We start from the raw sequence: 12,938 nt of genomic DNA on the forward strand, positions 1-12,938 counted from the left end.
CGCCGTGTCTGGCGCGCATTCATGGCTTTGCCAGATACCGAGCTGACGACGGCAGATCTGGCAGCCTGGTGCTATCCTCGATTAGAGGGGAAGCCGCTTCACAAGCATCGGAAGGCGATCGTTCGTGCTGCTCGCCGAATGGCTCAGCGCATCCGTCGAGATCGTCCCGGAGGCGTCGTTTTCAGAGCACTTGATAAATTATCGGATGCTACTTGAGCTATATCAAAAGGTTACGCCAAGGTTTTTTGGATGCACACGCGAGTGCACAAATCGGAGGTTCAAATGCGGTGGATTTCATTGGTGGCCCTGCTTCCGGCTGCCGTCATCGCTCAGCAGCCCGGACAGAATATCTTCCCGCCGGTGGTGAAAGGAATCGAGTATCGACTGAAGTATGGCCGGCACCCCGATGAAGGCTGGCAAGACGGCATGCGGTTTGAGTTTGCCAAGGAAGAGTGTCTGAAGCGCCTTGAGCTGCTGCGGGAAGCCCCGGGCCCGCGGGTTTGCATGATCCGGCCGGAGACGACTTCGCTATGAAACACCACCCGTAAATTTCCCAGGGTCACAAGGGCGGCTCGAAATGTCTCATTTCATGATGGATTGCTACTTCCGCGATGTGACTAAGCCGAACGGCCTCGTATGCGAAGAGCTCCCGATCAAAGCGAGCGGTGAAGATGAGGCCATAGCGGAGGCCAAGAGGGTTGCGATTTGGAAGAAGCCTGTGCGGTTTGATGTCCGAGCAGTCAGCAGGGCGGGCGATAGAGTTATCCACCAATCCTAACAACCCAGCCGAGCCACTGCACGCGACTTAGTTTCATCGTCAACCACGCCGAACAACTGTAACCAATTGATCTGACAGACGTTTTTTCTTTCTTCGGATTCTCGTAGGCGTATACTGGTCGCACCAAATCATTCATTGGTGCGAAACAAAATGTCCGAACAAACGTCTGATCACTTCACAGAGCGGGCCGTGTTCAAGTGCTCGCCTGAGCTGCTCGAGGTCATCGATCGCTCAGCGGCGGCCAGCTTCACCACTCGCTCAAACTTCCTCCGCGATACGGTCGTTGAGCGTCTGCGGCGGGAGGGCGTGATCCCCTCCCCGCGTGCGACGATGGCGGGGGCAGCCTGATGAGGTCCAATAGCAAGCCCCATGAAGATCTCGTCCATGAGATCAGCCACGGTTCAACCGATGAGAATTTTGCGTCGCTGATTGCCGGCATTGCCGATCGCATCGAGGGCGCCCGTCTCAACCCCGTGAAGATCTCGGACCTGGTCTCCATCCTCCGCGAGGACACGACCAAGCTTTACAAAGCCGTGATGCGGAAGGGCTGAGCCATGAAGCGTCACTTCCTGACCTGGTTGTTCAGTCTGGCGTTCATCGCGCCCTCGTTTGCAGCCGGCACCATCCCTGGCATCAGCATGACGCAGCAGCTTGACGAGTTCGCCAAGCCACTGAGCGGCGGCAAGCTCTATCTGATCCAAGCTGGCACCACGTCCACTCCGCAGAACTGCTACCAAGATACGGCGCTTACGCTGGTGTACCCCAACCCTGTCACGCTCGACGCAGCTGGTCGTGTGCCGCAGCTGTTCTGTGCGGATGGCAGTATCAAAATTCGCCTCACCGACAGGAACGGCTCTCAGAAGCTCGTCCAAGACAATCTGCTGATTGTCGGTCCTTCCGGCGGTGGTGGCGGGGGCGGAACGGTCGATCCCACGACGATCTTCCAAACCGGCGCCTTCATGCAGTTCTACGGCACCAACACGCTGACCGGATGGGTCCGCTGCAATGGCCGCACGATCGGCTCCGCAAGCTCCGGGGCAACCGAGCGCGCGAACCTCGATGCGCAGGCCCTATTCCAGTATCTCTGGAGCGCTGATGCAAATTTGGCTATCGGGGGTGGTCGTGGAGCATCTGCTGCGGCGGATTGGGCAGCGAATAAACAGCTCACTTTGCCTGATTGTCGCGGTCGCATAGTCGCAAGCCTTGACGACATGGGCAACGTGGCTGCGGGGCGTCTTACGGCAACGTATTTTGGAACCGCTGCAACCGTGCTTGGTGCTTCTGGAGGCGGAGAAAGCCTGACCCTTACGGCTGCACAGATCCCCGCTCATACGCATCCGAACACTCTGACGGATCCTGGTCATACCCACACCTACCAACAGCCAATCTCCTTTGGCGCTAGTGGTGCGGGCGCTGGTATCCTTGGCTCTGCCACGTCTGGAAATACGGGGAGTTCAACAACTGGCATCACCATCAACAATGCAGCGAACACGGGCGGTGGCAATCCTCACCGCACTGTGCAGCCCACCATCCTCGCCACGACTTTCATCAAACTGTAGGGGCGCTCTATGACGAGCCGAGAACTTCTTAAGCGGAACGCATTCGCCAAGCGCAATCCCGAATGGCACGACAACCTTACCGGAGCCAATATTGCGATTGCGCACGCGCACAGCATGCTTTCAGCGGGCAAGCTGACGCAGCAGGAATTCAAAGACTATGAATCGCATCTCTGGCACCAGTTGCTCGACGAAATGCCGATGGACGTCTTTTCCGAGATGCAAGCCGATGGCTCCCTTAAGGATCTGGAGGCGCTAGCGCGCGGTTATGACGGCGATCGAGATTCCGGTGACGTTACGGAGAGTCGGAAATCTGCCGAGCGCAAGGTCAAGGCTGACGCTTTGGAACAAAAGTGGCTCGACGGCACGATTGACGATAAAACGTATGCGCAGCTTTCCCGTGATCATGTGGGCAAAAGCGAGCGCCTGGACGATATGATCGCCGACGGCAAGCACGACAAAGCCGCTCACGAGGTCTTTGAGAGGAGCTACAACGAGCAGCCGAACCATGAGCACATACTTACGCAGTATCTTCGAAAGACGTTCGGCGGAAACGACGTGGAGGCCGCAGAAAAGGGCGGCCGTACGAATTGGGAGAAGGCGACCGACAAGAACGGCGTAACGGATCTCGACGCGCTAGAGACATTCGAGCGCGAATCCGAGTCCGCGGACACCCACCCCGGCGGATATGTCGAGCACGACGAGAGCCAAGATCTTGGCTCCATGTTCAGCAACAACCCCAACCGCGGCGACGAGGATTGATGGCCGAGCAAGACGCAAAGACCGGCCGCTTTCTGCCGGGCAACAGCGGCAATGGCGGTCGCCACAAAGGCGCGCGCAACAAGCTGCATGCCGATTTTATCCAGGCGCTGTTGGATCACTTTCACATGCGAGGCACCGCGGAGAGCGCGTCCAGCCTTCCGCGCGGTCAGGCGGCAATCGAGATCGTCTATCGGGAAAACCCGCGCGATTATTTGAAGCTGATCGCCAGCGTGCTTCCGAAGGAATACACCATCGAGGACAATCGGTATGACGACGTCGGCGACGAAGAGCTCCGCGAAATCATCGACGACATCCGCCGAAAAGCATCTGAGCGAGAAAGAGGCCAAAGCGCTGGCGAAGGCACAGGCGGAGCTAAACCGGCGCTTAACTGAGAACCGGCTGAAGTATTACCGCCCCTACCCGAAGCAGCGCGCATTTCACGAAGCGGGCCAACTTTATCGAGAGCGATTGTTTCGCGCTGCCAACCAGGTCGGCAAGACGATCGCCGGCGGCTTTGAGGCCGCGATGCACGCGACGGGTCGATACCCGGACGATTGGAAGGGTAAGGTTTTCGATGAACCGACCTATGCGTGGGTCGGCAGCCCGACCGGCGAGACACTGCGGGACAATCCGCAACGCATCCTGCTCGGCCGCGTTGGACAGCATGGGACGGGATCTATCCCCAAGGATGCTATTGTCGAGACGACGCCGGGCGCCGGCGTCTCCGATCTGGTCGGCAGCATCGTCGTCCGCTGGGGCGGTGGTGGTGACGTACAAGCCGGTCAAAGCTCGATCAGCCTCAAATCCTACGTGCAGGGCCGTGAGAAATGGCAGGGCGAAACCCTGCATTGGCTTTGGTTCGATGAGGAGCCCCCGGAGGATATCTATTCGGAAGGACTGACCCGCACCAACTTCCACCAGGGGCCAGTTTGGCTGACCTTCACCCCTCTGCTGGGCATGTCTGAGGTGGTGAGGCGCTTCCTGCTCGAGAAGTCCTCCGATCGCCACGACACGTCTATGACGATCGACGACGCAGAGCACTACACTCCAGAACAGCGGCAGAAGATCATCGCAAGCTATCCCGCCCATGAGCGAGACGCCCGCACCAAGGGCGTCCCTATCCTGGGCTCGGGCCGCATCTTCCCGGTCACGGAGGAGTCGATCACGGTTGCGCCGTTCGATATCCCTACCCACTGGCACCGGATCGGCGGCATGGACTTCGGCTGGGACCACCCCTTTGCCGCTGTGGAGCTCGCTTGGGACGCTGATCAGGACGTCGTCTATGTGATCAAGGCCCATAGGCTGCGGGAAGCCACTCCGGTGGTGCACGCTGGCGCAATCAGGTCGTGGGGCGCCCTGCCCTGGGCATGGCCCCGTGACGGACGGCGGGAGACGCTGGAGGGCGCCGGCGTGGCGCTGGCGGAGCAGTACCGGGCTCAGCAGCTCAACATGCTGGACGTCCATGCGCAGTTTGCAGATGGCTCTGTCAGCGTTGAGGCAGGCCTTATGGACATGCTCACCAGAATGGAAACCGGCAAGCTGAAGGTATTCAGCACCCTGCTCGACTGGTTTGAGGAATTCCGGCTGTTTCACCGCAAGGACGGCAAGGTCGTGAAGCTGGGGGACGATCTGCTCTCAGCCACTCGCTACGGGATTATGATGCTCCGCTTCGCCGAGCAGATTTACCGCAAAGACAAGCCGCGGCGCCGGCGGGGTTTCTTCTGGGGCGGCGGGCATGACGGCGGCGCCTGGATGAGCGGCTAGCGTTGATGCCGAGTGACCCGTCTTGAAATATGGCACAATCAGCAATTCTCCCTACGAACGCTCAGTCGTGACATATCCGTTCGTGTGGTGGGATAACGCCTTCACGGACGAAGAGCTGGGGCAAATCATCGATTATTGCGATGCTCAAGGCCTCGAACGCGCTCAGGTTATGGGTTTGGAAGAAATCGAGGATGGGCGCCGTTGCGACATCAAGTTTCATCAACGTAACGATGATACTGCCTGGATCTACGAGCGCATGAATGCCGTTATCGAGGGACTCAACAATCAATTCTACGGGTTTGATCTCAATGGATACGGCGCATTTCAGTATACCACCTACAATGCTGCCGAGCGGGGGGCCTATCATTGGCATATGGATATTTGCTTGGGCAAAGCCAGTCTACCGCCAAGCATGGTGCAGCCTCGCAAGCTTTCCCTGACTCTGTTGCTCAATGATGATTTCGAAGGCGGAGAATTCATGGTCAATTTGGGAAATGAGGCTCATGCAGAACGGGTTTTGACACCGAAAGGTCGGGTCATTGCATTTCCAAGTTTTATTCTGCACTCGGTTCGGCCAGTTACCAAGGGCATCCGCAAATCCATTGTCATATGGGTCACTGGCGCGAAGTTCCGCTAAGGCAAAACTACCCCTTGTCGTATCGACTCGGTTGAGCCCGACGGTGAGGGTCGGACAGCAAGCGCGATCTTCGCCCCGACATGACTATCTGGCGAGAGCTTCCGTGCCGTACAGGCGCCATTCTTTGATTAGGTGCCCGACAGGTGCGACAGGCGAGCGACAAAGCTCTGTTAGCTTGTCACTGAGCCTGCCAACCAACACGACCATATGGCGCATCTCGTCGAACCTGATGGACTTCCAATTTTTGCGATCTAGCAGGTGGACCACTCCAAAATTGCGAAAGTGGATGAGCCTTGAATGCATTTTCCAATCAATCTCGCCGTACAATGAAAGAAAATCCGCGACCATTTCAGTAGGTGAAGGACCGAATATGGCTTGAAAGCCTTCGTGTTCGCCATAGACCTTTTCGATGAGGGCGCGCTGGACTCCAGGTATTTTCAGACGCCTAAAGATCCCTTGTAAACTTACCGTCTTCGGGTCGCTGTCTAGGAGAATGCAGGTTCGCACAATTGCCATCATGAGCGTACCATCCTGAAACCCGAGGGCGGCCTGTGACCATCCGTAAGGGTAATTGGTTTTTCCGCGCGACTCTTTGATGGCTTCGTTTACTCCCTCACCAAGCCCAAAGGACATGGCCGCTAAAGTGGCGATCCCGGCTAATCGCGGTGCTGAGTCGACTATGAATTTCACATCGGCGTGCTCGTCGGCCATGGCTAATGCGTCCATTGGTAAAATGCCCATCCCACTAACAGGATGGCGGCAAGCACAAATTCGATGTGGCGAGGTCCGTGCATCTACGACGCTGCTGAGACGCACAGGGCGACCAACGCAGAAATCCGTCTCACGGTAAAACTCTCCTGCTCCAACTCAAGAATTACGCGGACGCGCTAAGGGCCCCTAACGTCAGCGGTTCAGGACCGTCACGTTATGCGACGTCTGAGAGCCGGGATTTGTGCCAGCAGACAGATTGTTGAATTTTCGCTCATCGGTTTCCATTGCGAGCCGTAGGCCTTCGCAATTCTGCGGCGCTGCCGAATTGGCAGTGAGGCAGGCCTTATACTGATCGGCTGAGGTCCGGTAATCGTTCCTGGCCTCGATCTTTGCCGCTACGCCGCAGCCGCCTAGCAAACCGGCCGCAAAGAGTGCAATCAACGTGCGCGCGCCGGTAACAACTTTGCTTTGCATGGTGCCCCCTCACCCATACAACTGCAACGGGCGAGCAAAGGCAACCGCCATTTTTCGCAACCGCCACGTCATTCTTGCGCCCCGACTCAGGCGCGCCCTTCCCCGGCGCAATTCGGCGCTTTGTGGAGGCGAGCATGCGGGCGAAGCTGTACAGCATCCGAGAACCGTTAGCGCTGCGGTTGTTGGCGGGCCTTCGAGTCGGACAAACCCCGAGGGCCTTCGGAGTGACGGCAGCGCGCCTTGAGATCTACTTCAAGGATCATCCAGAGTATGCAGCGACGGCGCGCCCTCTCATTGAGGCAAATGCCGTTGTCGCGCAGCGAAGGAAGGGCAACTACAACCGGAGCAAAACCCACTGCAAATTTGGGCATCCATTTGTCGTGCACCAACGGCTCAACTTCGACAAAGGCAGCGTCATTCGGAAGTGCAATATGTGCCACTTCCTGCGATACAAGACCGGCGGCTCGGTGCAGCCCGGAGTGCTGGTAAAGGTAAAAGCTGCACTTGAGCGAGGGGCGACGATCGGTTCTATAACGACTGCGGGCCGACCAACGCGCCTGCTGGCGCATCACGCTCTTAAGCGGGCCCGACGCGAAGATCCGGTATTCGATCGGTTCGTTTTCGAAAGGACGAAAGACAATATCAGGCGCGGGCAATTGCTTCGTTGGCAGCGAGCCAAAAACTCCATCGTCCGCGAAGAACAAAATGATTATTACAGGATCCGCGCCATGCTTCCGGCCAGCCTGCCAGATCGCGACGATATTGTGAGCATGATCTTCGAGGATTTACTGACCGGCTCGCTGAAGCGTGAGGAGGTTAAGGATCGCATTCGGAGCTACGTCACCGCGCACAATCAGACCTTCGCGACCAAATATCGCAAGTTCGGTGACAGCCCGTTGGTTTCGCTCGACGAGGCTGTCTTCAATGACGGCTCAGGCACCAGGGGCGACTACGTGAGCCGCGGCCTCTGGGACTAGACGCGCCGAGGCGCCCCGAAAGGGGATGGATTTTTAAGCAAATCAGGAGCAGCATGTCCGTGGGTGTGAGAACCCGGACCGAAATAGGCTGGCGATCGATTGGCGTCGATTGCTGCCGAAAGCGCGGAAAGCCTTGGCGGGCTTTCTAAGGCGCTACTGGAGCGCCTTGGCGGGCGCGCCGTTCTGGCTTTATGCCGGGGGCGTTGCGCCATGTCCAGAGCCGCGAGGCTTAAAAGCGCGACGACCTGTCTTTCGGCAGGTTCTCACCCCCCGGCTGCCCAGTCTGTAACTGGGCGCGGCTGTGAGAAGCCAAACCGAAAGCACGACCCACATGGAAAACATCAAAGAACTACCTGCGGACTCCGCCCGTGCGATTTTGACCGGGCTCGACATCCAACAGCGGGAGCGTGCAAGGGCGCTCAGTGACCTCGCCAGACTCAGGAAAGAGGCATCCGCCGAGATCACCCGGCTAATCGCCTTCCTGGATGCATCCGACCCCTACGTCATGAATGAGCTAGAGGAGCAGGTCGATGATGGGCCGGTCGACGACAACGAGTTAGAGCAGAACATCGGTCCCGATGACCTCGAGCTCGACAACAGCGACCTGGAGCCTTCGCTGGGGAGCTGTGACGGTTGGGGTGGCGACCCTGCCAACCAAGAACATTGGGCCCGGGGAAGCCGCCTTGACCTTGAGGACGAGCATGACGGCCGGGAGCCTGACGAGAGCGGCGTCGGCGACCTCGACGGCCTGCTTGAACAGGTCGGGACGCAAGACTGGCAGCAAGGGGCGATGGCCTAATGCGCCTGATCCGCGTCTACATCGCCCGGCTGTGCTTCCGGCTGAGCTCATGCATAGCCATAACGGGAATGAACATCAGCGGGATTGAGTTTGTTCGAGCGCCGCAATTCCCGCTGTACCACTGCTGACGACATGAGGCCCGCCGGTTAATGCTGGCGGGCCTAGCACTCCCGGCGCTCTAATCCGCAATTGGATCGGCAGCCGGGAGCATAGGGGGCTGGAATAACGAGCCCTGTCATGTTCCCGCAAACGGAACAATCCGTAGAAAAGCGGACTCCGGTAGTTATACCGACTCCAGTTTCGGAACGGGGTGTTCTACTGTGTGAACACCGGCGAGATTTAAGCATCGGTTCATTTCAAGTTGCCCGGGAAACAAGCCGCAGTGGGGCTGGAACCATACTGCGGCTTTTCCCGTGGGCACGACGACGGTCATTGATCCCTCTTGAGCTTGCGCCGACCCCAGTGCGGCTCCTTGCCCTTCGGATTGAATTCGACGACATGGTGCCGATTCAAAGCCCGCACAATACCGATCCGCGCGAACAGCGTGGGACCGCCGCGCTCGACCACCAGGAGCAAAGCTCCCATCGCAGCCCGCCACTCCGGCGCGTCGTGCTCTTTCTTCGGCAGCGCCGCAATGTACTCGCCCGCATCCCGCAGCGTCACCAGCTCGCGGCCGTCAACCTCGATCGGCTCCTCGAAAGGCCGCCCCCAGCCGTTGGTCATTTGGGTTGTGGATGCCTCTTGATAGCCAGCCGCAAGTCACCCCGCTCGAAGTCGGGCCGCACGTCGGCGCCGCGGCTGCCGCAACCCTGACACACGAAGCGTGGTTCGAGGTCGGACAAACGCACCTCGTCCTGCCAGCGATCGGCGTTCAATGCGATGTGATGCCCGCAGTGGCAATAGACCAGGACGCCGCGCAGGCCCATCGCGCGCATTTCGCCAAACGTGATCTTGACGGGGCGGCCATCAGATCCGGGGCCGGCGCGATGTCGGACGGGGCGAGACATCCCGCGAAGAATGGCGCCGATCGCGGGGAGTCAAATTGTCGATTACTGGTGGCTCGGAACGCGGGCGAGCTACTGCCCGTCGTAGGGCGTGGAAAAAGCGCTTCGCTCGGCGTGGGAGCGATGGAATCCCCCGGCGCACCGCCTGACATGGAATCAGGCCGGACCAGGACGATCACGGAATTGTGTGCATGGCGTGTGAACGGTCTTCTTATTGCCAACTCATTCCGGCGCTAAGTGCTTGAATTTGTTGGCTCCCCGGGCTGGATTCGAACCAGCGACCATCCGATTAACAGTCGGATGCTCTACCGCTGAGCTACCGAGGAAAGCAGCGAACCGACGTCCGCGCGCGGCTGCGTATAACAAAGCCGCTTGCGCTTGCAAAGGACGAATTCGTCATCTTCCGCAACGCGTCGAGGAAGGAGCCGAGGGCCCCTCCCCGGGCCTGCGTCAAGCCGGTCTATTCGGCGACGAACGAGGTGGTCTTGGTGCCGGAATCGTAACGCAGCCGAAGCGCGGTGAACTTGCAGAGGTTGACGTTCTTCCAGAGCACGGGCTCGTCATAGTTCTGCCAGTCGACGCGGATGTTCCACACGCATCCCTCGTCGTCCTCGTCGAACTCGACATAAGTGCTGGCCTGGTTCTGCAAAACCTTGTCGAGCTCGTTGTCCCATTCGTCCAGCCCGTCGTCCGGCGCGTTGAAGCCCAGGAACTTGATGCCATAGCCGGTCTCGTTGACGACGGTGACATTGCGGGAGTCAGCCGCGAACGACGGCGAAGCGGCGACCGCGAGACCGATCGCGAACAGTGCAGAATAAAAAGACTTCATGTTGAAATTCTCCCGATCGAAACAGGCTCCGGTGCCTGGCGTCTACCGGCGCAGGCGCCGCGGCAACACATGGCGTTGCCTCGAAGGTCGGTCCGGAGCCAGCGCAGCGCGCGGACATGCCTTCGCGCCCTCGCGACTTGAGTTGCCCGAGCTCTGCTTCATTCGCGACACCCTCAGATGTCGGAGGGCGCAGGGAAGACCGGGTGCCGGCTTGCACCCACGGTCCACTGTGCGAAGGTTGCGCTACAAGAGGCTGCACAGCGGCATACAGGTGAAGCCAAACATCCGGCCTTTCCTGCGCAGTGGGTTTACGGCTTATGTCGCGCCCTCCCCGGGGAGCGATGCACTATTGCCCCCGTCGCCTTGCGGCTGACGATGCGTATGTCCGGTTGGACAGCACGCATCACCGCAACGCTTGACGCCAGCCTGCGGGCGCCAGGACCACACGATTTTGCCGTACGCAAATCACACCGGTCGTGTGCGCAATGGCCTTCGCTCACGGTTGCCCGCCCTGCGATGCCTGTCGCGCCGATGCTGCCTGCGTCCACCGCAGCCCACCCCACGTTTCGTGACGATCGCGATACGCCCTCTGACCGGGGTGAGGTGGGGCTTGAATACGCCATAACCGAATTTCGGTAAAGTGGAATCTTTTTGCGCCGGCTGATTGACCCCTGACTTGTGTGTTTGCCCGTCGGGCAACACAAAGGCTTGTAGATGGGGTAACGGGCCGGCCGCCCGCTCGCTACGGCGCGATTTGGAAGCGCGCTCGCGAGCGGCCTGTTGGATGGAAGGCGGTCGTCCCTCAAATTGATGGTGTTTAACGGAGTCGGGCAAGCCCGCTCCAAGCATCATGAGGGACGACCGTGTACCACTATGCAGGAATTGACGTGTCTTTGGAATGCTCGAGCGTTTGCCTGGTGGATGGAGCGGGCAAGATTTTGCGCGAGACGAAGGTTTTGAGCGAGCCGGAGGCTCTGATCGGGTGGTTCGGGTCGCTGGGGCTGACGTGCGAGCGGATCGGTCTGGAGGCAGGTCCGTTGTCGCAATGGCTGTACGCGGCGATGCGGGATGCAGGACTTGCGGTCGAGCTCTTGGAGACGCGGCACGTGCGCGATGCCTTCAAGGCAATGCCGGTGAAGTCAGACCGCAACGATGCGCGCGGGATCGCCCAGCTGATGCGGCTGGGCTGGTTCCGGCCGGTGCACTGCAAATCCGTTGCATCGCAGGAGACGCGGGCCATTCTGACGGCCCGCAAGCTGCTGCAGTCGAAGCTGCAGGATGTCGAGAACAGTCTGCGCGGCGTGCTGCGGGGCTTCGGCCTGAAGGTCGGTAAGACCACCGAGCGCACCTTCGCCGAACGTATCCGGGAACTCGTCGCCGGTCACCCCGGACTTGAGCTGGTCGCCAAGGCGCTCCTCCAGGCCCATGCCGTGCTACTCCAGGAGTTCAAGAGCCTGGACAGGCACACCCAGAAGCTCGCCAGAGCGCAGCCCTCCGCCAAGCTCCTGATGACGACGCCTTCCGTCGGTCCGATCGTGGCGCTCACCTATGCTGCGGCGATCGACGATCCGAAGCGCTTCCGTTCCTCGAAGGCCACTGGCGCACACTTTGGTCTGACCCCAAGGAAATACCAATCAGGAGAAACCGACTATACCGGCCGCATCAGCAAGATCGGCGACGCCTCCGTACGCGAGGCGCTCTACCAGGCGGCTCACGTCATGCTGACCAAGCCGCTGAAGAATTGTTCGGCGCTCAAGAGCTGGGCCATGCGGATCGCCAATCGGGCCGGCATGCGCAAGGCCAAGGTCGCCCTGGCACGCAAGCTTGCCGTCATCCTGCATCGCATGCTCGCCGATGCCAAACCCTTCAACCCCGAGGTCAAAAACAAGGCCAAGGTCATCGCCATGGCCGCAACTTAAACAAGGAAGCATCAATCGGTTCTGGGGGAGTCACGACATCAGGCTCTCCCTGAGCGAGGTCCCTAGCCGGGACGATGGATCCGGTCAGGCCGCCATCCGGGAAGTGGGTCATAACCACGCTTCCGTAGATTGGCCGGCCGGCTCCTCAAATGCACCCCATCAGGCGACGGCCTTCGCGCCGATCCCGTACAGAAGCAAGTGCCCGGCAACAGGATCGCGCAAAAAGGGATTGACTAACCAGGGCCCGTTACAGAAGCCCGGATGAGCGGAGCGACATCCGGGATTTTCGGCGAACGGCAGTCCCGGATATCGCTTCGCTCATCCGGGCTACGAAAGCTGAATTCACGGCCGCCGGCACACCAGGTCGATCTCGATCAGCGCGTCGTAGGCAAGACCGGTGACGCCGACGCAGGTACGGGCTGGCAAGCTACCCTGCGGGAAGTACGTCCGGTAGGTCTCGTTCATCGCCGTGTAGTCGTCCTTGAATCGCGTCAGATAGATCCGCGTCATCACGACGTGCTCGAGGCCGAGATCGAGACCGGCCAACACCACTTTCAGGTTCTCCATCACCGCATGGGTCTGCGCGACGATGCCATCGGGCAGCACGCCGGGCATTTGCGGCGTGTCGGGCATCTGGCCGGTGACGAAGACAAACCCGTCGGTCTCGACGGCGTGGCTGAAGGGCGCGACCGGCTTCGGCCCGCCGCTGATCATGTGGAATTTCACCG

Annotated in this window: 16 protein-coding genes and 1 tRNA gene; 10 read left to right on the forward strand and 7 right to left on the reverse strand. The window is 59.6% G+C overall.

From position 1 onward, the window contains the following. Positions 1–282: 282 nt before the first annotated feature. The 7 genes from WHZ77_RS17370 to WHZ77_RS17400 all read left to right on the forward strand — a co-directional run bounded on the left by WHZ77_RS17370 (position 283) and on the right by WHZ77_RS17400 (position 5,497). Positions 283–534 carry a hypothetical protein gene (locus tag WHZ77_RS17370; protein ID WP_375309056.1) on the forward strand — a complete coding sequence of 84 codons (252 nt, stop codon included), beginning with the start codon at positions 283–285 and terminating at the stop codon, positions 532–534. Positions 535–1,125: 591 nt separating this feature from the next. Further along, complete coding sequence (locus WHZ77_RS17375; RefSeq protein WP_375309057.1) at positions 1,126–1,329, forward strand: hypothetical protein; 204 nt, start codon at positions 1,126–1,128, stop codon at positions 1,327–1,329. A 3-nt stretch (positions 1,330–1,332) separates the two neighbouring features. Beyond that, complete coding sequence (locus WHZ77_RS17380) at positions 1,333–2,337, forward strand: hypothetical protein (RefSeq protein ID WP_375309058.1); 1,005 nt, start codon at positions 1,333–1,335, stop codon at positions 2,335–2,337. A 9-nt stretch (positions 2,338–2,346) separates the two neighbouring features. Beyond that, on the forward strand, positions 2,347–3,096 hold the full coding sequence (locus WHZ77_RS17385) for a hypothetical protein (protein WP_375309059.1): 750 nt from the start codon (positions 2,347–2,349) through the stop codon (positions 3,094–3,096). Then, on the forward strand, positions 3,096–3,488 hold the full coding sequence (locus tag WHZ77_RS17390) for a hypothetical protein (protein ID WP_375309060.1): 393 nt from the start codon (positions 3,096–3,098) through the stop codon (positions 3,486–3,488). The genes WHZ77_RS17385 and WHZ77_RS17390 overlap by 1 nt, the downstream gene beginning before the upstream one ends. Continuing rightward, a complete protein-coding gene (locus WHZ77_RS17395) occupies positions 3,424–4,860 on the forward strand; it encodes a terminase large subunit domain-containing protein (RefSeq protein WP_375314747.1) in 1,437 nt (478 codons plus the stop codon). The genes WHZ77_RS17390 and WHZ77_RS17395 overlap by 65 nt, the downstream gene beginning before the upstream one ends. Positions 4,861–4,882: 22 nt before the next feature. Continuing rightward, positions 4,883–5,497, forward strand: coding sequence for a 2OG-Fe(II) oxygenase (locus WHZ77_RS17400; protein ID WP_375309061.1), 615 nt, complete (start codon positions 4,883–4,885; stop codon positions 5,495–5,497). A gap of 84 nt (positions 5,498–5,581) precedes the next feature. Here WHZ77_RS17400 and WHZ77_RS17405 read toward each other — a convergent pair whose 3' ends face one another. Beyond that, positions 5,582–6,208, reverse strand: a complete 627-nt coding sequence (locus tag WHZ77_RS17405) for a hypothetical protein (protein WP_375309062.1) — start codon at positions 6,206–6,208, stop codon at positions 5,582–5,584. Between the two features lie 192 nt (positions 6,209–6,400). Next, positions 6,401–6,682 (reverse strand): hypothetical protein, encoded by a 282-nt coding sequence (locus WHZ77_RS17410; RefSeq protein ID WP_375309063.1) that lies wholly within the window; start codon positions 6,680–6,682, stop codon positions 6,401–6,403. 134 nt (positions 6,683–6,816) lie between these two features. Here WHZ77_RS17410 and WHZ77_RS17415 point away from each other — a divergent pair, with 134 nt between their 5' ends. Both WHZ77_RS17415 and WHZ77_RS17420 read left to right on the forward strand, forming a co-directional pair. After that, complete coding sequence (locus WHZ77_RS17415; RefSeq protein ID WP_375309064.1) at positions 6,817–7,659, forward strand: hypothetical protein; 843 nt, start codon at positions 6,817–6,819, stop codon at positions 7,657–7,659. Positions 7,660–7,990: 331 nt separating this feature from the next. Further along, positions 7,991–8,458: a hypothetical protein gene (locus WHZ77_RS17420; protein WP_375309065.1), complete on the forward strand. Its 468-nt coding sequence runs from the start codon at positions 7,991–7,993 to the stop codon at positions 8,456–8,458. 429 nt (positions 8,459–8,887) lie between these two features. Here the strand turns inward: WHZ77_RS17420 and WHZ77_RS17425 are convergent, their stop codons facing one another. The 4 genes from WHZ77_RS17425 to WHZ77_RS17440 form a co-directional block, all read right to left on the reverse strand. After that, complete coding sequence (locus WHZ77_RS17425; protein WP_375309066.1) at positions 8,888–9,181, reverse strand: hypothetical protein; 294 nt, start codon at positions 9,179–9,181, stop codon at positions 8,888–8,890. Beyond that, positions 9,178–9,393 carry a hypothetical protein gene (locus WHZ77_RS17430; RefSeq protein WP_375309067.1) on the reverse strand — a complete coding sequence of 72 codons (216 nt, stop codon included), beginning with the start codon at positions 9,391–9,393 and terminating at the stop codon, positions 9,178–9,180. Before WHZ77_RS17430 ends, WHZ77_RS17425 begins: the two co-directional genes overlap by 4 nt. A gap of 320 nt (positions 9,394–9,713) precedes the next feature. Beyond that, a tRNA-Asn gene (locus WHZ77_RS17435) sits at positions 9,714–9,788 on the reverse strand. Positions 9,789–9,922: 134 nt separating this feature from the next. After that, positions 9,923–10,291: a hypothetical protein gene (locus WHZ77_RS17440; RefSeq protein WP_375309068.1), complete on the reverse strand. Its 369-nt coding sequence runs from the start codon at positions 10,289–10,291 to the stop codon at positions 9,923–9,925. Positions 10,292–11,154: 863 nt separating this feature from the next. On the opposite strand from WHZ77_RS17440, the gene WHZ77_RS17445 reads away from it, so the two are divergent. Next, positions 11,155–12,210 carry an IS110 family transposase gene (locus WHZ77_RS17445; RefSeq protein ID WP_375309069.1) on the forward strand — a complete coding sequence of 352 codons (1,056 nt, stop codon included), beginning with the start codon at positions 11,155–11,157 and terminating at the stop codon, positions 12,208–12,210. A gap of 342 nt (positions 12,211–12,552) precedes the next feature. Here the strand turns inward: WHZ77_RS17445 and WHZ77_RS17450 are convergent, their stop codons facing one another. Further along, on the reverse strand, positions 12,553–12,936 hold the full coding sequence (locus WHZ77_RS17450) for a RidA family protein (RefSeq protein ID WP_375309070.1): 384 nt from the start codon (positions 12,934–12,936) through the stop codon (positions 12,553–12,555). Between the last annotated feature and the right edge of the window lie 2 nt (positions 12,937–12,938).

The sequence above is a fragment of the Bradyrhizobium sp. A5 genome, assembly GCF_042076515.1.
GTDB lineage: Bacteria > Pseudomonadota > Alphaproteobacteria > Rhizobiales > Xanthobacteraceae > Bradyrhizobium > Bradyrhizobium cosmicum.

Bases quoted from the DNA above. Each gene is read 5' to 3' on its own strand.
- WHZ77_RS17405 (WP_375309062.1), bottom strand. From the start codon at position 6,208: ATGGCCGACGAGCACGCCGATGTGAAATTCATAGTCGACTCAGCACCG.
- WHZ77_RS17425 (WP_375309066.1), bottom strand. From the start codon at position 9,181: ATGACCAACGGCTGGGGGCGGCCTTTCGAGGAGCCGATCGAGGTTGAC.
- WHZ77_RS17410 (WP_375309063.1), bottom strand. From the start codon at position 6,682: ATGCAAAGCAAAGTTGTTACCGGCGCGCGCACGTTGATTGCACTCTTT.
- WHZ77_RS17380 (WP_375309058.1), top strand. From the start codon at position 1,333: ATGAAGCGTCACTTCCTGACCTGGTTGTTCAGTCTGGCGTTCATCGCG.
- WHZ77_RS17430 (WP_375309067.1), bottom strand. From the start codon at position 9,393: ATGCGCGCGATGGGCCTGCGCGGCGTCCTGGTCTATTGCCACTGCGGG.
- WHZ77_RS17370 (WP_375309056.1), top strand. From the start codon at position 283: ATGCGGTGGATTTCATTGGTGGCCCTGCTTCCGGCTGCCGTCATCGCT.
- WHZ77_RS17440 (WP_375309068.1), bottom strand. From the start codon at position 10,291: ATGAAGTCTTTTTATTCTGCACTGTTCGCGATCGGTCTCGCGGTCGCC.
- WHZ77_RS17385 (WP_375309059.1), top strand. From the start codon at position 2,347: ATGACGAGCCGAGAACTTCTTAAGCGGAACGCATTCGCCAAGCGCAAT.
- WHZ77_RS17420 (WP_375309065.1), top strand. From the start codon at position 7,991: ATGGAAAACATCAAAGAACTACCTGCGGACTCCGCCCGTGCGATTTTG.
- WHZ77_RS17415 (WP_375309064.1), top strand. From the start codon at position 6,817: ATGCGGGCGAAGCTGTACAGCATCCGAGAACCGTTAGCGCTGCGGTTG.
- WHZ77_RS17390 (WP_375309060.1), top strand. From the start codon at position 3,096: ATGGCCGAGCAAGACGCAAAGACCGGCCGCTTTCTGCCGGGCAACAGC.
- WHZ77_RS17375 (WP_375309057.1), top strand. From the start codon at position 1,126: ATGAGGTCCAATAGCAAGCCCCATGAAGATCTCGTCCATGAGATCAGC.